Below are 18,067 nucleotides of genomic sequence, written 5' to 3'. Positions count from 1 at the left end.
GCCCCCGTTCCGGTCCCCGTCCTCGGTGTGCTCCGGCCGGTCTGGTATCTCCGGTTTCTCTGACGTCATAAGGCGTCCCCACGGTCGCACTGTCGTCCGGCATCCGACGGACGAGTTCCTCACCGTAGGGCGGCCCGGGGCGACAGCGTATGCACTGCCGGTACCAGGTACGCCGCGTACCAGCCGGGCGGCGGAGCGGTTCGCCGTGACAGACCTCTGTAGTAGCGTCAAATGGCACGGATGAGTTTTCGACAAGTGCCGAACAGCCGACCCGCGAGGGGCGGTTGCACGGAAACGGGGGAACATGTCGTTCGAGGAGGAGTGGGCTCAGCACAAGGCGGCCGTCGCACCGCGGCAGCCTCCGGCCATGCAGCTCAACGAGGCCGGTGACGGTCCGCCCGCCCCCTGGGGGACGGGAGGGTCGGGGAACTCCGATCTGGCCAGCGTCCCCGCGGAGAAGAAGAAGGCCGCGAAGTGCCTGGAGGAGGAGGTCCTGCCGGACACGGCCACGGCCGGCAAGCACGCGGGCGGCGCCACGCAGAGCGTCACCGGGAGCGCCCCGGCCGGGCGGGTGGACGTGGTCCCCTTCGGCGGCCCCGGGGAGCTGGACAAGTGGGAGGTCAGAACCGGCCTCAACACCGCGACCCGGCAGTGGGGCAAGCAGGTGAACAACCTCCTGGCCCGCCTCAAGGGCGAGATGGAGGCGCTGCGCAGTGCGAGCACCCTGTATCTGGGGTCGGACCTGGGAACGGGATCGCGCATCAGGTCGCTGATCCCGCCGGGAGCCCCGGGAAGCGGCACCACGTCCGACACCCCGTCCCTGATCCGGGACCCGGAGGCGCACGCCCCGGTGAAGCCCCCGATGGCACCGGACAACTGATGGCGCTCACCTTCCACGATGTGATGACCACCGATCTGACCACCCTCCGGACGGCGTCGGAGGAGTGGAAGGAGATGGGGGACAAGTTCGGGAAGCTCAAGACGACGTACGACCGCCGGGTGCGCGGCGTGCTCGGCAAGGGCCACTGGGTCGGCGACGGGTTCGACGCCGCCGCGGCGCTGGGGAACGTGACGGCGTGGGAGTTCCACGCGGCCAAGCGGGAGGCGCACGCCGTCGCCGAGATGCTCGGTGAGGCGTACCGCGAGCTGAAGAAGCTCAAGAAGGCGCTGGAGGACCTCGTCAAGGACGCGAAGAAGGACGGCTACCAGGTGGACCCGCAGTCGGGCCGGGTCACCGTCGACTGGAACGCCGAGAAGTGGGCCGATATGACCCCCGAGCAGATCCGCGCGGTCAAGAAGGACCCGGGGGCCGTCAGCGCCGCCGAGGACAAGTGGACCCAGACCCTCAAGGACCAGGTCAAGGAGATCGACCGGGCCGACTTCGGCTACCGGGTCGCCCTGGAACGCGTCACCAAGGACGTCGACGGCAAGGGCGTGCAGGGCGGGTTCAACGGGCAGGCGCAGGGCGACCCGGAGAAGTACGAGGCCCAGCGCGCCGGCGAACTGGGCACCAAGCTCGCCGACGGGGACGACCTCAGCAAGAAGGAACTGGCCGAATTCCGCACCCTGCTGAAGGGGAACGAGGACGACAGAGTCTTCAGCCGGACCTTCCTGGACGGCCTGGGCGCCGACAAGTCCGTCGAGCTGAGCAAGCGGCTCCAGGAGCTGGGCTACGAACGGGACGGGTCGACGAAAACGGAGATCCTCGCGCTGGAGAAGAGCTTCGGGCGCACGGTCAGCACCGCCACCGAGGTGCCGGGCGACATCGCCAAGGTCCCGCCGGGCTCGCCCGAGTACAAGGCGTGGCTGAACACCGCGGACGGCAGATTCTACGACCGGTGGATGAACGGCCTGCGCAAGGCCGGCATGAAGAACTACGGAAGCAACACCGACCCCGTGTACGGCTACCAGCCGTTCGCGAGCATGCTGCGGAACAGCGGCGCGAAGTTCGACGACCACTTCCTCTACCGGCTCGGTGGCGACATCATCGACGCGGAGAAGAACGAGAAGTCCAAGGGCGACATCTGGACCGAGTGGAACGGCGGCTCTCCCGGCGTCGACAACGACCCGCTGGACACCGTGCTGGACGTCATGGGGAAGCAGCCGGACGCGGCCACCGCGTTCCTCGACCCCAAGGGCGGCCAGGGCCTGGACAACGACCATCTGAAGTATCTGATCGAGGACCGCAGATGGCCGCAGGGCGTCCTGAACGGCATGTACACCGTGCAGGAGGTCAAGGACCCCACGAGCCAGGCCGGCTTCGCCCGTGCCCTGGAGGCCGCGGCGACGGGCCACCCGCCGGGCGAGGACACCACGCTGGGCGGCCACCGCGCGGACCAGGCACGGGTGGCCCACCAGGCCATCGAGTCCTTCGTGAAGAACGGGAACGCGCAGGACCTGCCGGAGAACCTCAGGGAGCCCATGGGGAGGATCCTCAAGGACTACACGCCGGACACCCACCAGATCCTCAGCAAGGACAACCACGACTACAACACCAAGAACGGCGTCTGGAAGGACGACGTCGGCGTGAACATGTCCGTCCCGAAGAAGCACCTCGTGGAGATCATGCGCGGCGTCGCCGACGACCCCAAGGCGTTCGGCGAGATGTACCGGGCCGAACGGCAGTACTCGCTCGACGCCTTCTCCCGGATGCCGGACAACACCGGGCGGATCACGGAGACGACGGTGCAGGAGGCGTCGGCCGCGATGGGCGCGTACGACGGCGTCCGCGCCGACGTCATCTTCGACGACAAGTACAAGAAGACCGTGTGGTCCGCCGACTTCAACCACGCCGCCAGCCTGACCTCCGTCGGGCTCGACTTCACCCCGACCAAGTACATCCCCCTGGCCGACGGCGCCTACCGGGTCGTGGACTTCGTCTCGTACGAGGCGAACAAGGACCGCGTCGCCGAGGCCGCGCTGGAGGCGACCAAGAAGAACTCCGAGCAGTTCACCGCCGGGCAGCGCGAGGTGGACGGCATGGTGGTGGAATGGGCGAAGAAGCACGGCCATGAGCCGGGGGACAAGGACAAGTTCGTCGAGGCGCTCATCGGCGCCGGACAGACCAAGCACGGCGAGGGGCGGTACGAGGCCCTGATCCACCTCCGTCCGGACATGGGATAGCGAGTGACACAGGAGAGGGCGGACACGGTGGTTCAGCGCGCGGAGGGGCGGACACGGCGCCGCCGGGCATGGCTCGGCGGCGCGCTCGCCCTCGTCCTCGCCGCCGGAGGGCTCACCGGCTGGGCGGCCGCCACCGGCACCCCGCCCTTCGACGGCGACAGCGGCCAGGAGAGCTACTGCTGGGGCGCCTGGACGCAGGACAGCGGGCCGCGCGTCCTCGGCGGCGACGCGGACCGCCGTACGGTGCGCCAGTCGGCCCCCACCACCGACCGCCCGCGCGGCACCTGCACCGTCACCCAGCGGGCGAGCGGTTCCGCGGGCGGCGGCGAGCAGGTGGCGTACACCCAGCGCGTCGCCCTCCGCTACGGCACGCTCCCGCGCGGCGGGGCCGAGCGCAGGGCGTGGCTGGGCGAGTTCCTCTCCGCCCAGGCCGAACGGCTGCCCGACGGCCTGCCCGGCGCGGTCGGAGCGGACCGCGGCATGGTCGTCCTGCCGAAGCGCTGCGACGTGGACGGCCGGCCGGTTGCGGTGACCCTGCGCGCCCACAGCCGCGGCTCCTCCACCGGCGGGGACACGGCGAACCCGCCCGCCATCGGCACGGAGCGGCAGGTCGCCGAGATGCTGCTGTCCGCCGCCAACCGCGGAATGGACCAGGCCGGCTGCGCCGCCGACGACCAGCTGAAACTCACCTCCGCGTTCCCGCGCGGCGGCGAGGACGCGAAGCGGACCGGCGCGGACCGCACCAGTCCGGTCCCCCGGGGCGTGTGCGCCATCCCCGGCCTGCGCGGCGGCCCCGACAGCGGCGCCTGGAGCGAGACCGGCGCGGACGACCGCCTGCAGGTGTGCACCGTGACGAAGCGGAGCGCGCAGGGCGAGGAGCCGGAGCTCGCCGGACAGTTCCTGGCGGTCACCGAGCCCCGGCTGGTCGCGCTCTTCGACGGTATGGCGGGAAGCACCGCGCCGGCCCGCGGCTGGCGCGGGAAGGGCACCCTCGGGGACGGCTTCGCGGTCGTCCGGGCGAGCTGCGCCGACGGCGAGGGCGGTGAGGGCGGCGGCAAGCGCGGCGGGGCGCCGGGAGGCGACGCGGTCTTCTTCCAGCAGCTGTCCGAGGGGATGCGGAAGGCGGCCGACCCCTCGCCGGAGCGCGTCTTCGCGGGCGGCGTGGACGCCGCGGCCAAGCGCGCGGGCTGCGCACGCGTCACGCCAGCCGGCTGACCCGCCCTCCTCCTTCGGGTTCTCCCCACGGCGACCCGGGTGCGGGCACCATTGTCGCGCAGGGTGAACTCCGCCCAGTGTGCTGTGATATGAGGCGAACCCACAGCACACCGGAACCCGCGGCCGCGCCGTCCCCCGGCCCGGCCACCCGACGCCACGTCCTCCGCGGCTCCACCGCGCTGGCCGCGACCGCGCTCGCGGGCGGCGCCGGACTCGGCACCGCACAGGCCGCATCGGCCGCACAGAGCGCACAGACCGCGCCGTCCGCACCGGCGGCGCCGCCGGGGGTGCCGGGGGTGCCGAAGGCGGCAGTCCGCCGCGCGCTCACCGCGCTGATCCGCGCGCAGCGCATCCCGGGCGCCCAGGCCGTCATCACAGACGCCCGGGGCCGGGTCACCGAGGTGAACGCCGGAGCCGGCGATCTGGCCACGGGGCGCCCGTTCCCGCACCGGTCCCGGCTCAGGGTGGCGAGCAACACCAAGACGTTCACCGCCACGGTCGTGCTCCAGCTCGCCGCCGCCGGGCGCGTGCAGCTGGACGCGCCCGTGGAGCGCTACCTCCCGGGGGTGGTCCGGGGCCACGGCAACGACGGCCGCCGTATCAGCGTCCGCCAACTGCTCCAGCACACCAGCGGGCTGCCGGAGCTCCCCGACGGCCTGGACGAGCTCACTCCCGGCTACTTCCGCCCGGAAGAGGTGGTCGCCCGCGTCCTGCGGCAACCGCCCCTCTTCCCGCCCGGCGCCCGCTGGTCGTACTGCAACGTCGGCTACGTCATCCTCGGGATGCTCATCGAGCGGGTCACGGGCCGCGGCTACGAGCGCGAGGTGGAGCGGCGGATCATCGACCGGCTCGGGCTGCCGCACACCTACTGGCCCCGCTGGCCCGAGCAGCGGCTGCGCGGCCCGCACCCGACGGCGTACCGGCGGACGGAGAGCGGCGGATACCGCGAAGTCACCTTCATCAACACCTCGCTGATGGGCGCGGCCGGCGGGCTGGTCTCCACCGCTCAGGACCTGACCGCGTTCTTCTCGGCGCTCTCCTCAGCGCCCTCCTCGGCCCAGCCCGACGGGAAGCTGCTGCCGCCCGCGCAGCTGGCCCAGATGCGTACGACCATGCCGTGCGACATCGCCCGGGGCGCCGAGTACGGGCTGGGGCTGGCCCGCTTCCCGCTCGGCGCGGACGCGGGCGGCGGCTGGTACTGGGGCCACGGCGGCTCGGTCGAGGGCACGTGGACCTGCGGCGGCGTACGGGAGGGCGGAGGGGCCGTGTTCATCGCGGTCAACGTCGACGCGGAAGGGCAGGCCATCGTCGACACGGTGGAGGAGATCTTCCGGATCCTCCACCGCTGAGGGGAGGCGCAGCGGCGTTGCAGCGGCGTTCACGCTCCGTGCAGGCTCTCCGGCCCCGGTGATCCCGGGCCGGGCCACCCGCCAGAATGGGTCCCGCGACGCACTCGGGAACGCGACGCACTCGGGTAAGGGGGCGAGCACGGTGCGGGATGCGGAGGCACAGGATCTGGACGCGCTGCTGCGCGAGGTGCGGCGGCAGGCGTCCCGCGGGGACGGGCCGGACACGGGACGCGTGCTGGACTGGCTGCACCGGCGGACCGGCTGCCACGCCGCGCTGGTCGTGGACGGCGCGGGCACGGTCGAGTCGTCCACGGCGGGCTTCCCCCGTACGGTGCTCAGCGCGCTGGCCCCGCTGCTCGCACGGCTGTCCGGCGGGCAGTTGGCCGCCGCCGCGAGCCGGGCCGGAGGGCTGCACGTGCGGTGCGAGGCCCTCGGACCGCACGAGCCGCGCCCGGTGCTCGTGGTGGCCGGCCCCGCTGAGCCGGCCCCGGGGGAGGCCGCGCTGATCTCCCACACCGGCGGTGTGCTCTCCCTCCTGCGCCGCGCCGGAGGCAGCGACCGGAACTGGCGCGGCTACCAGGACAAGGCACGCCAACTGCGGTTCGCCGTACTGCAGGCGCTGGTCTCGGGGGACCCGCTGCTGGCCCGCCGGATGACGACCGGCGCCGTCCCGCCGCTCCTGGACGCCGGCCGGCTGCGCATCCACCTGCTGCACTGCCCGCCGGCCGAGCGCGACCGCACCGCCCGCACCCATCAGGACCCCTCCGGCTACCACGGCCGGGACCTGATGGTGCAGTGCCCCGTTTTCCGGGAGCACCTGATCTGCCTCGTCGCCGACGACGAGACGGGGACGGCGGGCACGGCGGACGGCCCCGGCGACCGGGAGCGCGGGCTGGGCGCGGCCCTGCGCCGCCTCGTCCGCGAGGACCCGCGCTACGCGCTGGGCGTCAGCGGCGTACACCCGCTCGGCGCGACGGCCGCGGCCTACGGCCAGGCCGCACACGCCCTGGCCGCCGCCCGCACAGCGCCGGACCGCGTGGCCTTCTTCCACGGGCGGACCCGGCTGGACGGCGTCCTTCCGCGGCAGCCGGCGCTGGAGTGGGCCCGCGCGCTGCTGCGTCCGCTGGACTCGGCCCCGAAGACCAGCGCCGATGTGACCCGGCTGGCCCTGGGCATGCCCCGCTCCGCCGTCGCCTGCCTGCTCGGCCTCAGCCGCAACACCGTCACCGCGCACCTGCGGCGCGCGGAGCAGGCCCTCGGACTGGACCTCGCCGACGTCCGCTGCCGCGCCGACGTCCATCTGGCCCTCGCCCTCAGCAGCGCGTACCCCGGCACCGAGCCGGCGGACCGCCCTCCGCCGTCCCCCGCGCTGGACGAGCTGCTGCGCACCGAACGCGCAGCCGCCTGGGCCCGTACGGTCCTCCACCCCCTTCAGGACCGGCACCGGCGCACGCTTCAGGCGTGGCTCGACGCCAACGCCGACGCCCAGGAGGCAGCCCGCCGCATGGCCATCAGCCGCAATACGGTCCGGTCCCATCTGCGCGGCGCCGAGGCCGTCCTGGGGCTCGACCTGCTGACCACCGGCGCCGGCATCCACGACGTCGTCCACGCGGTACGCATCGCCGAGGCCCGGTCCGCTTCCGTTTGAGCCCCTTGAGCCCCTTGAGCCCCGTGCACAACCGGCGGCCGGAGTTGCGCACCGTGCACATTGGCCGGCGGGGACAGCGGCTTCTACCGTCGTCAGCACCGTCGCCGTCGTTCACTTACGGCGCGCAGCGAGGTGGCGCAACGGGGGACGGTCAGCCGCGGGGAGGCCGTGGCTGACCGGTGTCGTCACCGCTGGGGCCCGTCCGGCCGTCCGGACGGGCCCCAGCGCCGGTGGCCCGGCAGCCGGCTCAGCCGAGGATGCCCCGGCGAGCGTGTACGACTCCTCGACCGGGATGTGGAGCTTCCCCTGCGCGATGGGGCGGACGGCCTCGGCCAGCGCGTCCGGAACGCTCCCGACGGCGCCGGAGAAACGGGGTTCACGCCCGCCGCCCGCACGGCGATGCGCGCCTGACCGGGGCCCGCGTTTTGAATTTCATTTCCATCTACCATGGGCGGACCACAAGACGGCGCACAGCAGGGCGAGTGGCAGGAGGTGATCCGCCGTGGGCGGCCGGATGACCAGGCAGCGGATAGCGGTCCTGCGGGTGCTGGCGGGCTGCCAGGACTTCGTGTCGGCCCAGGAGCTGCACGCCCTGCTGGTGGCCGACGGCCACGCGATCGGCCTGACGACCGTCTACCGGACACTGCGCGAGCTGGAGGCGTCCGGCGGCGTGGACGTCGTACGCAACGGCGCGAGCGGACGGCTCTACCGGCAGCGCCCCACCGACGGGCACCGCCACTACCTGATCTGCCGCGACTGCGGCCGCAGCCGCGCCGTGGACGCCGACGCCGTGGAGCAGTGGGCCGGGCGGATCGCCGCCGAGACCGGGTTCGCCGCGGTGGAGCACACCGTCGAACTCACCGGCCTGTGCGCCGACTGCCACGAGGCACCCCCGCACCCAGCACACCCAGCACACCCAGCACACCCAGCACACACGAGCACCGCCCGCGCCGCCGCCGCCGACTCTCCCCCGAGTCGACAATCATTGTCACATGCTAATGTGCGCATGTGACGACCTCACCTCCCCCGACGCCCCCGGCGGACGAGCCGATACGCGACCTGCAGGCGGCCAGCGACCTGCTGAGGGCGCTGGCCTCGCCGGTCCGCATCGGCATCGTCCGCGAGCTGTCGCAGGGCGGGAAGTACGTCCACGAACTGGTCGCCGCACTGGGGGTGAGCCAGCCGCTGGTCTCCCAGCATCTGCGCGTGCTGCGCACCTCCCGCCTCGTGACGGCGCGGCGCCAGGCCCGGGAGATCCAGTACGTCCTCACCGACGACCACGTCGCCCATATCGTCCTGGACGCCATCCGGCACGCCCAGGAGTAGCGGGCCGCGCCCGGCGGCCGCGCCAATATTTGGCAATGGTTTTCATATCAACAGGTTTCGGCCGTGTTCTTGACATCCGTTTTCATCTAGCGTGATGCGAACCCGATCCGGACCGGGATGCCCCGCTTGCGAAGATCCCGTTCCCCCCTGCCGTTTCAACCTGTCGTGGAGGACCCATGCCCCCGTTCCCGTCCCGGCGCCCGGCGCTGGCCACCGGCGCTTCCCTGGCCCTGCTGACGGTACTGGCGGGCTGCGGCAGCTCGTCGGACTCCGGCGGCGACAAGGGCGGCTCAGCCACCCCCGCCGCCTCGTCCCAGGTCTCCGTGGTCGCCTCGACGAATGTGTACGGCGACATCGCGCAGCGCATAGGCGCCGGCCGTGTGCACGTCACCTCGATCATCAGCGACCCCGACCAGGACCCGCACTCCTACGAGGCCAGCACCCGCAACCAGCTGGCCCTGTCCAAGGCGAAGGTCGTCATCGAGAACGGCGGCGGCTTCGACGACTTCGTCGACCGGATGCTGAAGAGCAAGAGCTCCTCCCCCGAGGTGATCAACGCGGTCAGCGTCTCCGGCAAGAAGGCCCCGGCAGGCGGTGAGCTCAACGAGCACGTCTGGTACGACTTCCCCACCGTCGCCAAGCTCGCCGACCGGATCGCCGCAGACCTGGGCAAGGCCGACCCGGACCACGCCGCCGCCTTCACCAAGAACGCCGCAGCCTTCAAGGCGAAGCTCAAGACGCTGAAGGCGAAGGAGGCGCGGATCAAGAGGGACCACGGCGGCGCGGCAGTGGCCATCACCGAGCCCCTGCCGCTCTACATGATCGAGGCGAGCGGCCTGGCCAACAAGACCCCCGAGAAGTTCAGCGAGGCCGTCGAGGAAGGCGACGACGTCTCCCCGAAGGCCCTGCACACGACCCTGGGGCTGTTCACCGGCAAGCGGGTCGAGGCGCTGGTGTACAACGAGCAGACCTCCGGCCCGCAGACGGAGCAGGCCAAGAAGGCGTCCCAGGCGGCCGGTATCCCCGTCGTCCCGGTGACCGAGACCCTGCCGAAGGGCGAGCACTACCTCGGCTGGATGACCGCCAACGTCGACGCGCTCGCGAAGGCACTGGACCGGTGACGCGGCCCGCCGCCACCGCAGCCGTGATCAGCCTGCGCGACGCCGCCCTGTCCTACGGCGGGCGCACGGTGTGGCGCGACGTCGGACTCGACGTACGGCCCGGGGAGTTCCTGGCCGTGCTCGGGCCGAACGGGGCGGGCAAGACCAGCTTCGTACGGGCGCTGCTGGGCCGGCAGCCGCTGTCCGCCGGAACCCTGACCGTCCTCGGCCGACCGCCCCGCAGCGCCGCCCGGCACATCGGGTACGTACCGCAGCAGGCGACCGTCTCGGCGCAGGCGATGCTGCGCGCCCGCGACCTCGTGCGCTTCGGGATCGACGGGCACCGCTTCGGCCCGAGGCCGCGCGCCGGCGCCGCCCGCCGCCGGGTGGACGCGATCCTCGCCTCGGTCGGGGCCTCGGCGTACGCCGACGTCCCGCTCGGCCGGCTGTCCGGCGGCGAACGCCAGCGCGTACGTATCGGGCAGGCCCTGGCAGCCGACCCGCGGATCCTGCTGTGCGACGAACCCCTGCTCTCCCTCGACCTGCACCACCAGCGCGCCGTCACCGAACTCGTGGACGCCCGGCGCCGCTCCCACGGCACCGCGGTGGTCTTCGTGACCCACGAGATCAACCCGGTGCTCGGACTGGTCGACCGGGTGCTGTACCTGGCGCGGGGCGGCCACCGGATCGGAACCCCGGAGGAGGTCCTGACCTCCGCCTCCCTGTCCGAGCTGTACGGCACGCGGGTCGACGTGGTCCGCGTACGCGACCGGGTGGTGGTCGTCGGCGCACCCGACGGACCCGACGCACTCGACGCACCCGACGCACCCTTCGCACCCTTCGCACCCGACGGAGCCCGCCCATGACGCTCGCCGAGGGGATCCGGCAGCAGATCTTCGTCTTCGACCACTACGGCGAACTGCTGGCCCTGGTCCGCAACTCCCTCATCGCCGGCGCCGCGCTGGGCCTGGTCGGCGGACTGGCCGGGGTGTTCGTCGTCATGCGCGACCTGTCCTTCGCCGTACACGGCGTCAGCGAGCTGTCCTTCGCGGGCGCCTCGGCCGCGCTGCTGCTGGACACGGACATCGTGGCCGGTTCGATCTCCGGCTCGCTCCTCGCCGCCGGGGCGATCGGCGTCCTGGGCACGCGCGCCCGCGACCGCAACTCGGTGATCGGCATCATCATGCCGTTCGGCCTGGGGCTCGGCGTCCTCTTCCTGGCCCTCTACCACGGCCGGGCGGCCAACAAATTCGGCCTGCTCACCGGGCAGATCGTCGCCGTCGACACCCCCGGACGGCCTGGCTGCTCGGCACCTCCGCCGTCGTGCTCGCCGTGCTGACGGTCATCTGGCGCCCCCTCGCCTTCGCCAGCGCCGACCCGGAGGTGGCCGAGGCCCGCGGCCTGCCGGTGCGCGGCCTGTCGGTCACCTTCATGATCGTGCTCGGCCTCGCGGTCGCCCTCTCGGTGCAGGTCGTCGGCGCCCTGCTGGTCCTCTCCCTCCTGGTCACACCCGCCGCTGCCGCCGCCCGCGTCACCGCGTCACCGGTCCTGCTGCCGGTGCTCAGCGTGATCCTCGCGGTGGTCTCGATCGAGGGCGGCATCCTGCTCGCCCTCGGGAGCAGCATCCCCATCAGCCCGTACGTCACGACGATCTCGTTCCTCGGCTACGTCGCCTGCCGAGCGGCGGGCACCTACCGGACCCGGCGGCACGGCCGAAACGGCACAGGGGCTCTTGTTGCTGGGGGGTGATCGTTTCACGCCTGTGGAGACGTCCCTCCAGGCTTTACAGGTCGGCTACGAGAAGCCGGTAACCGACATCGAGGGCTTCGCGGTCGAGCAGGTCGGCATGGCGCTGGTGCCACCGGCCGGAGGACAGGTCGTCGGACAGCCGGGCCAGGCCGGGCCGGATGACTTCGTCGCTGGTCTGAGCGAACAGCGAAATACCGGCCCGCACTTCCGGGGCGAGGTATGCCTCGGGGCGGCGCCAGAAGGCGGCGAGGAACCCGTCGGTGCAGTCGTGCGGAACGGGGACGGTTTCGACGCGGGCGCCGCCCCCCAGCAGCGTGACCAGGCGGTCGACCGCGGCGGCTCGTGTGTCGTCGAACGCGGCTGCTTCGGGCAGGTACTCCTCCAGCAGCCAGAACCTGTGGTTGATGTCGGGGTCGAAGGTGAGGAGTTCGCCGATGCCGGCTTCCCTGTCGCTCCAGTGGTGCACGGTCAGGAGGGCCATCACCGCATCGGCCGAGTCGTCAGCGAGAGGGAGCGACTCCGCGGATGCTTCCAGGGCCGGTGCGGCTCCGGCCGGACGCTGGGCGATCATCACCGAGCTGGGCTCAACAGCCAGCACCGTCTGCGGCGGTTCATAGGAGCCGGTGGCGGCACCGCCGAGGGCTTGATGGGTCCTGGCGGCGATTCAACACGAAATGACGGCCTGCCCCGGAGCCCCGGGGCAAGCCGTCATACGCGAAACCAGGAAGAACAGGACAGCACCACGGCCAACCACACCGAGCACCGCCATCCACCACCCCGAACAAGCTCGAACAAACCTCGGAAACGACGAAGCTCCCCGCCGATCACCATGACCGGCGGGGATCCCGTCAGCCGAACCCGAGCCCACTCCGGAACGGCCCGCACTGTGGGATGTTCACGAGTACTGATGACCTGCGAGTAAACGGAGTCTCCGTGGCTGACCGACGCCATCCTCTGCTCGCGTCGCCTCAATAATCGTTCCGCTGTCGAGACGTGAAGGCCCAGGATGACGTCATGACTCCATCTCGTCGGTTCGGCACGGTGCACGTCGACCACACCTTCACCGTTCCCCTCGACCATGAGCGGCCTGATGGCCATCAGATCCGGGTGTACGCGCGTGAGATACGCGCCACAGAGCAGACCGACCGTGATCTTCCATGGCTGTTGTTCCTGGGCGGCGGACCTGGATCGGCAGCCCCCCGCCTGTCCGGTGGTGAAGGCTGGCTGAACCGGGCCCTGCAGGACTACCGCGTACTCGTGCTGGATCAGCGCGGCACCGGACGCTCCACTCCCGTCGACCGCCGTCTTCTGGACCAGATCCGGGACCCCGGCGCGCAGGCACGCTACCTGTCGCACTTCCGCGCGGACGCGATCGTGCGGGATGCCGAATTGATCCGCCGGACGCTCGCAGGGGACCGGCCGTGGAGCGTGCTGGGCCAGAGCTTCGGCGGCCTGTGCACGACCACTTACCTGTCCATTGCGCCGCACGGGCTCGCCGAGGCGTTCATCACCGGAGGGCTGCCCGGCGTGTGCGCGACCGCAGAGCAGGTCTACCACGCCCTGTATCCCAAGGTCATCGACAAGAGCGCCGAGCACTACGACCGATTCCCACACGACGTGGACCAGGCCCGAACCGTCGTCCGGTACTTGCGCGACCACCGGGTGACCCTGCCGAGCGGCAGACTGCTGACCGTCGAAGCCTTCCAGTCCCTGGGAAACGTACTCGGCGGTACCGACGGAAGCTGTCGGCTGCACCACCTCCTCGAAGACCCCTTCGCCGGCGGCACCGAACCATCAGACGCTTTCTTGTCCCAGGCCGACCGCGAACTGGCCGACATCGCCGGCGGACCGCTGTACTACCTGCTGCACGAGGCCACCTACGCCCAAGGGCCGGGAGCCACCGACTGGTCTGCTCACCGCGTCCGGGATGAGTTCCCCGCCTTCGACGCCGCAGCCGCACTCGACTCGGACGCACCCATCACCTTCACCGGGGAGATGATCTACCCCTGGATGTTCGATACCGACCCGATGCTGCAGCCGTTCCGCCAGGCAGCCCATCTCATAGCCGAACGCCCGCACTGGCCGGCCCTCTACGATGTCGACCGCCTGCGACGCAACACCGTTCCGGTGGTCGCCGCCATCTACCACGACGACATGTACCTCGACCGTGACCTGTCGCTGAGCACCGCCCAGGTGATCCAGGGCCTGAAGCCCTGGATCACCGCCGAGTACCAACACGACGGCCTGCGCGTCAGCAACGGGACCGTTCTGGAACGCCTCCTCGCCCTCATGAACGCAGATGATCACGAGCGGGTTTGACCTGCGACGCGCGGAGTTGGATGAAGATCGTTTCTCATGGCCGACGCTTCAGCGTGCCAGATGGCTGGAGGCCGTCTCTTCTCGGCGCAGAGGTCTCCGAGGACGGCCAGTGATGGGCGATCGTTTCCCAGCGTCCGAGGGCTGTCCCGTCGCTTTCGCCGATGCTCTCAGGCGGGAGTGGCCGGTGGTTCGGCGATACCGATGAGGAAGTTTCCCCGGAGGTGGATGTCGGCTGACCAGCCCAGTGCGGTGAGATCGGCGGTGAGGGTTCCGGGGTCATGGAAGATCTTGACGATGCGGTACCGGCTGCCGTCGCCGAGTTGGCGTACCGTCGCGGCGACTTCCTCGCGCACGGCTTCGGCGGGGCCTTCGTCGATGAAGACCGCTTTGCCGTGCGGTGCCAGCGCGGTGGCCACGGTGGTCCAGAAGGCGGTGAACTGGTTGGGCGGGACGTGGGAGAGCCAGAAGGCGAAGAAGGCGGTGTCGTAGCAGCGCGGCGGTTGCCAGGTGAGGATATCCGCCTGGCAGAAGCGCACGTTGGAGGATGCGGCCCGGGTGCGTGCGATGTCCAGCACCTCGGGTGAGGCATCCAGAGCGGTGACCGTGCGTGCTCGCGTGGCGAGTGCCTGGGTCCACTGGCCTGTTCCGCAGGCTAACTCCAGTGTGTCTCCCGTGATCGGGAGGTCGTCTGTCACCGTCAGCAGCTCCCGCAGGTCCTCGCGCTCGGCATAGACCCGGTCATACTCGCTCGCGCGGGCCCGGTAGTAGGTGATCTGTTCAGCCACAAGGTCTTCGTCGGCGGTTGCCATGGCGCCGACCCTAGCCGTGCTGTTCGTCTGTTGGTCTCGGCTGGGCAGGGGCGTTGCAGTGGCCTGGAGTTCGCTTCCCGTGGCGCGATTGAGCATGTGGGTGGGCCGTGCTCCTGGCCGGTACGCGTTCTCCAGAACCTCGCTACTGAACTTGATCGGGTGATATCGGTCCTGTTTGCCTGACGGCGGTCGGTTGGCTTCGGTAGCCCAGTTGTGTGAGATACGCGCAGGGCGGCGGGCTGACCGACGCCGGGAGGGCTACGCGGGAGCGGATTCGGCTGGAGGCCGCGGAACGCTTCGGGCGGGGAGAGAAGAACCAGGAGATCGCCGCCGCGTTGCGAGTGAGTGAGCGGTCGGTGAAGCGGTGGCGCCGGGCCTGGCGCAAGCGTGGGGAAGCCGGGGTCCCGTCGAAGGGCTCGCCGGGCCGCCCGAGGCTCAGTCCGGCACAACTACGGAAGTTGATTGGGTGATGGCCCGATGTGCTGCCGCCCGCTCACGCCAGTACGGCTGCTTCTTACCCGCCGGCCAGTTGGCAGTACGCCAGCCTGGGAGCACGCGGTCCAGAATCTGCTCAATGATCTGGGCTGCTGCCTGAACCTCGGACTTCGGCTTGTTGAGTCTGAAGTGCGCGTCGGGCGTGTCCTGTAGGCCGGCACGCAGCCATAACACGATGCGGCGATGATGATTTCTGAGCGGTAGTAGGTGACGCGTTTGGCGTAGCGGGTGGCGATCGCGCGGAATTGTTTGAGTCGGTTGAAACAGCGCTCGACGACGTTGCGGCCGGTGCAGCGCTCGGGATCGAAGGCGGGTGGGCGTCCGCCGCGGAGCCCTTGGCTTTGCGGCGGGCGATCTGGTCGCTGCGTTCCGGGCTGGTGAACGCGATCCCGCGAGCTCAACATTCGACCGGCTCCGCTGATCGACATCCACACCGTTTGGACAGAGTCCCGATTTCACCCACCTCGCCAGACCGCGCGGGGTTACACCGAGTGACCGGCCTCGAACGTCGAAACGATGCCGCCGACCGCAGATCGGCAGGTCCGATCGGTCCGAGCGTCGATGCCGTTCCCATTCCCGGCTTCCCAGCGTCGTGCGCGCATAACGCTAAGCTGACCGGCAAAAGAGACACTCATTCATGCGATCACGAAGACCACGCGCGATCCTCGCTGCCGCGTTCTTTGCGGCGGTGACCGCGGTGGTGCTCACCAGACGTCACCGGTCGGTGCTCAAGACGACGGGGCTTCGCAACCCGGTACCCGGCCGGCGGTTATGGGTGTCGGCAGACTGGCCGTCACAGCCGCGTCCACCAGCGGACTCCAGTTGATCGCCAACGAGCGTGAACACATCTCGAAGTCCATCGCGGCGATTACCACCGATTCCGATATCGGTGCTGCGCTCACCGTTCGGCCCGTCGGTCGTCGGCCGACCGAGCCGTCCACCGCGTGCCCCAGAGCCTGGTAGAGCAGATGCGGGCCGGCGTCGCTGTAACCCCCCGTCGAACACCGTGCCCGCGCAGAAGTGCCGCCGTTATCCTTGACTGGTGATCGGCAACCTTGAGTCGTTCCAGGACGAGCTGGCCGCCAGCGGGTTTCCGCCGCTGGTCAACAAGCTGGCCGGGGCCGGCTTCCGGGGCGGGATCGCCACTCGTGACCTCGGGCCGCTGCGGCTGGTCTCCCTCGATACGCCCGAGAGCGCCTGCATCGGGCGGGAGCGTGACGCCTCCGACGGAGAGAACCTGGCGGTCAAGGTGATGACCCGGGGCCGGACGCGGATCGAGCAAGGGCGCGGCGACGCCGAACTCGGGCCGACCGACCTGGTACTGCTCGATCCCACGCGTACGCTCCGGTTCGAGAGCACCGCCGCGGCGCACGTCACCATCCTGGTTCCGCGCCGGGAGCTCCGGATCCGGCCCGCGCAGATCGACCGGCTCATCGGCGTACGTATCGACGGCAGCCACGGCCCGGGCGCTCTCGTCTCCGTGCTGGCCCGGGAGTCGGCGCGGTCGGCGACCGAGTTCCGCGAGGCGGAGGCGCTGCGGTCGGCGGCGGCCGTCGTCGAGCTGATCGCGGTCGCGCTGGAGGCCCGGCTCGGCGACGAACAACCGGCCCCGGACGAGTGGCTGCGGAGCCGGATCGTCGGCTACATCGAGACCCGGCTGGCGGATCCCGATCTGTCCCCGCCCGGCATCGCCGCCGCCCACAACATATCCGTACGCCGGCTGCACAAGCTGTTCGAAGACCAGCCGCTCACCGTCGCGGCCCTGATCCGCCGTCGCCGCCTGGAGCGCTGCCGGGCCGAGCTGACCGGAAGCGGACGTACGGTCACCGCCGTGGCCGCCCGGTGGGGATTCCCCGACCCCACCCATTTCAGCAAGCTCTTCAAGGCGACGTACGGCTACAACGCCCGCGCACTGGTAACCAGCAACCGTGCACAGACGACCAAGACGCGCACAGCCGGCCCGGAAGAGGGTGGTGGTGACCAAGGCAGGCAATAGCAATGGGAGAAGTCGTGGCGAAGGTAAACATCGTCCGCCCCGGTGAGGGCGAGATCCTCGGCAGCGGGGCGCAGCAGATCCGCATCCTGGAGAACGGCGAGCACACCGACCACCGGCTGGGGTTCGCCGAGGTCACCATTCCGCCGGGCACCCCGAGCCCGTTGCAGCATCGCCACGCCCAGCATGACGAGGGCTTCTACGTGCTGGCGGGAACTTTCCGGTTCACCGTCGGCGAGGATCAATACGATGCCGGGCCGGGCACCTGGGTCATCGTGCCGACCGGAGCGCCGCACACGTTCGCCAACGTCGGCGACGAGAACGCGGTCATGCTGAACACCTTCACGCCGGACCTGTATGTGCAGTACTTCCGCGACTTCAAGGCCATGATCGATTCCGGGCAGCCGGTCAACGCCGAGACCATGGAACCGCTCTGGAAGAACTACGCCACCGAGATCTCGAACGAATACGCCTCGTGAAGCGCCTCCAATACGACCGCTACGGCGGCCCGGAAGTGATGCGGCTCGCTGAGTTCGAGCCACCACGCCCGGGTCCGGATGAGGTTCTCGTCCGCGTCCGAGCAGCGGCTTCCAACGCGCTGGACTGGAAGATGCGCAACGGCGAAATGAAGCTGATGACCGGCCGCTCCTTTCCCCGGGCGATGGGGCACGACTTCGCCGGAGTCGTCGAGGCGGTCGGCGCCGGCGTCACCCGCCTGAAGGCCGGCGACGCGGTACTCGGCCATGCCCGGTTCCGGCAGGCGGGGGCATTCGCCGAGATGGTGACGGCCCCGGAGAAGGCGGTCGTGCTCAAACCGGTGGACCTTTCGTACGAGCAGGCCGCCGCCCTGCCTACCGTGGGCGTGACCGCCTACCAGGCCACGGCGGAGATCCGGCCCGGGCAGGCGGTCTTCGTCAACGGGTGCCTGGGCGGGGTGGGCC

General features: G+C 70.7%; 16 protein-coding genes and 3 pseudogenes. 15 read left to right on the top strand and 4 right to left on the bottom strand.

Going from position 1 to position 18,067, the window contains the following annotated elements; genetic code table 11:
* Nucleotides 1–304 precede the first annotated feature (304 nt).
* From G5C65_RS12875 to G5C65_RS12855, 5 genes are all read left to right on the top strand, one after another.
* Complete coding sequence (locus tag G5C65_RS12875) at nt 305–880, top strand: hypothetical protein (protein WP_165298919.1); 576 nt, start codon at nt 305–307, stop codon at nt 878–880.
* Nucleotides 880–3,123 (top strand): DUF6571 family protein, encoded by a 2,244-nt coding sequence (locus G5C65_RS12870; RefSeq protein ID WP_165298918.1) that lies wholly within the window; start codon nt 880–882, stop codon nt 3,121–3,123. Before G5C65_RS12875 ends, G5C65_RS12870 begins: the two co-directional genes overlap by 1 nt.
* A gap of 27 nt (nt 3,124–3,150) precedes the next feature.
* Nucleotides 3,151–4,338, top strand: a complete 1,188-nt coding sequence (locus G5C65_RS12865; protein WP_165298917.1) for a hypothetical protein — start codon at nt 3,151–3,153, stop codon at nt 4,336–4,338.
* Between the two features lie 89 nt (nt 4,339–4,427).
* A complete protein-coding gene (locus tag G5C65_RS12860) occupies nt 4,428–5,687 on the top strand; it encodes a serine hydrolase domain-containing protein (RefSeq protein WP_165298916.1) in 1,260 nt (419 codons plus the stop codon).
* 142 nt (nt 5,688–5,829) lie between these two features.
* Nucleotides 5,830–7,335: a helix-turn-helix domain-containing protein gene (locus G5C65_RS12855; protein WP_165298915.1), complete on the top strand. Its 1,506-nt coding sequence runs from the start codon at nt 5,830–5,832 to the stop codon at nt 7,333–7,335.
* Nucleotides 7,336–7,584: 249 nt separating this feature from the next.
* Here G5C65_RS12855 and G5C65_RS39170 read toward each other — a convergent pair.
* A pseudogene (locus G5C65_RS39170) lies at nt 7,585–7,707 on the bottom strand (NADP-dependent oxidoreductase); the annotation flags it as partial.
* Nucleotides 7,708–7,837: 130 nt separating this feature from the next.
* Here G5C65_RS39170 and G5C65_RS12845 point away from each other — a divergent pair.
* From G5C65_RS12845 to G5C65_RS12825, 5 genes and pseudogenes are all read left to right on the top strand, one after another.
* Nucleotides 7,838–8,347, top strand: a complete 510-nt coding sequence (locus G5C65_RS12845) for a Fur family transcriptional regulator (protein WP_338146359.1) — start codon at nt 7,838–7,840, stop codon at nt 8,345–8,347.
* Nucleotides 8,344–8,661, top strand: coding sequence for a metalloregulator ArsR/SmtB family transcription factor (locus G5C65_RS12840; protein ID WP_165298914.1), 318 nt, complete (start codon nt 8,344–8,346; stop codon nt 8,659–8,661). Before G5C65_RS12845 ends, G5C65_RS12840 begins: the two co-directional genes overlap by 4 nt.
* A gap of 176 nt (nt 8,662–8,837) precedes the next feature.
* On the top strand, nt 8,838–9,782 hold the full coding sequence (locus G5C65_RS12835; RefSeq protein WP_165298913.1) for a metal ABC transporter solute-binding protein, Zn/Mn family: 945 nt from the start codon (nt 8,838–8,840) through the stop codon (nt 9,780–9,782).
* Nucleotides 9,779–10,627: a metal ABC transporter ATP-binding protein gene (locus G5C65_RS12830; protein WP_338146358.1), complete on the top strand. Its 849-nt coding sequence runs from the start codon at nt 9,779–9,781 to the stop codon at nt 10,625–10,627. The genes G5C65_RS12835 and G5C65_RS12830 overlap by 4 nt, the downstream gene beginning before the upstream one ends.
* Nucleotides 10,624–11,510 (top strand): annotated as a pseudogene (locus G5C65_RS12825) (metal ABC transporter permease). The gene G5C65_RS12830 and the pseudogene G5C65_RS12825 overlap by 4 nt, the downstream one beginning before the upstream one ends.
* Before the next feature lie 34 nt (nt 11,511–11,544).
* Here the strand turns inward: G5C65_RS12825 and G5C65_RS12820 are convergent.
* On the bottom strand, nt 11,545–12,108 hold the full coding sequence (locus G5C65_RS12820; protein WP_338146357.1) for a methyltransferase domain-containing protein: 564 nt from the start codon (nt 12,106–12,108) through the stop codon (nt 11,545–11,547).
* Nucleotides 12,109–12,503: 395 nt separating this feature from the next.
* Here G5C65_RS12820 and G5C65_RS12815 point away from each other — a divergent pair, with 395 nt between their 5' ends.
* Nucleotides 12,504–13,829, top strand: coding sequence for an alpha/beta fold hydrolase (locus tag G5C65_RS12815; RefSeq protein ID WP_338146356.1), 1,326 nt, complete (start codon nt 12,504–12,506; stop codon nt 13,827–13,829).
* A 167-nt stretch (nt 13,830–13,996) separates the two neighbouring features.
* Here the strand turns inward: G5C65_RS12815 and G5C65_RS12810 are convergent, their stop codons facing one another.
* The gene (locus tag G5C65_RS12810) at nt 13,997–14,638 is read right to left on the bottom strand and encodes a class I SAM-dependent methyltransferase (protein ID WP_165298912.1); all 642 of its coding nucleotides are present in this window, start codon (nt 14,636–14,638) and stop codon (nt 13,997–13,999) included.
* 215 nt (nt 14,639–14,853) lie between these two features.
* On the opposite strand from G5C65_RS12810, the pseudogene G5C65_RS12805 reads away from it, so the two are divergent.
* A pseudogene (locus G5C65_RS12805) lies at nt 14,854–15,099 on the top strand (helix-turn-helix domain-containing protein); the annotation flags it as partial.
* On the opposite strand, the gene G5C65_RS12800 reads toward G5C65_RS12805, so the two are convergent.
* Nucleotides 15,074–15,307: a hypothetical protein gene (locus G5C65_RS12800; protein WP_165298910.1), complete on the bottom strand. Its 234-nt coding sequence runs from the start codon at nt 15,305–15,307 to the stop codon at nt 15,074–15,076. The pseudogene G5C65_RS12805 and the gene G5C65_RS12800 overlap by 26 nt on opposite strands.
* An 868-nt stretch (nt 15,308–16,175) precedes the next feature.
* On the opposite strand from G5C65_RS12800, the gene G5C65_RS12790 reads away from it, so the two are divergent.
* The 3 genes from G5C65_RS12790 to G5C65_RS12780 form a co-directional block, all read left to right on the top strand.
* On the top strand, nt 16,176–17,129 hold the full coding sequence (locus G5C65_RS12790) for a helix-turn-helix domain-containing protein (RefSeq protein WP_165298911.1): 954 nt from the start codon (nt 16,176–16,178) through the stop codon (nt 17,127–17,129).
* Between the two features lie 2 nt (nt 17,130–17,131).
* The gene (locus G5C65_RS12785; protein WP_206441719.1) at nt 17,132–17,605 is read left to right on the top strand and encodes a cupin domain-containing protein; all 474 of its coding nucleotides are present in this window, start codon (nt 17,132–17,134) and stop codon (nt 17,603–17,605) included.
* On the top strand, nt 17,602–18,067 hold a 466-nt coding region (locus tag G5C65_RS12780; protein WP_338146354.1), incomplete at its 3' end, for an NAD(P)-dependent alcohol dehydrogenase. The genes G5C65_RS12785 and G5C65_RS12780, both read left to right, overlap by 4 nt.

Origin of the sequence: Streptomyces boncukensis (assembly GCF_011045075.1) — a bacterium.
In the GTDB taxonomy this organism is placed as follows: Bacteria; Actinomycetota; Actinomycetes; order Streptomycetales; family Streptomycetaceae; genus Streptomyces; species Streptomyces boncukensis.
The sequence above is the reverse complement of the archived record's forward strand: the minus strand, read 5'-3'. Positions and strand labels throughout refer to the sequence as shown.

Coding starts and splice junctions, on each gene's coding strand:
- G5C65_RS12875 (WP_165298919.1), top strand. CDS start 305: ATGTCGTTCGAGGAGGAGTGGGCTCAGCACAAGGCGGCCGTCGCACCG.
- G5C65_RS12870 (WP_165298918.1), top strand. CDS start 880: ATGGCGCTCACCTTCCACGATGTGATGACCACCGATCTGACCACCCTC.
- G5C65_RS12860 (WP_165298916.1), top strand. CDS start 4,428: ATGAGGCGAACCCACAGCACACCGGAACCCGCGGCCGCGCCGTCCCCC.
- G5C65_RS12835 (WP_165298913.1), top strand. CDS start 8,838: ATGCCCCCGTTCCCGTCCCGGCGCCCGGCGCTGGCCACCGGCGCTTCC.
- G5C65_RS12810 (WP_165298912.1), bottom strand. CDS start 14,638: ATGGCAACCGCCGACGAAGACCTTGTGGCTGAACAGATCACCTACTAC.
- G5C65_RS12785 (WP_206441719.1), top strand. CDS start 17,132: ATGGGAGAAGTCGTGGCGAAGGTAAACATCGTCCGCCCCGGTGAGGGC.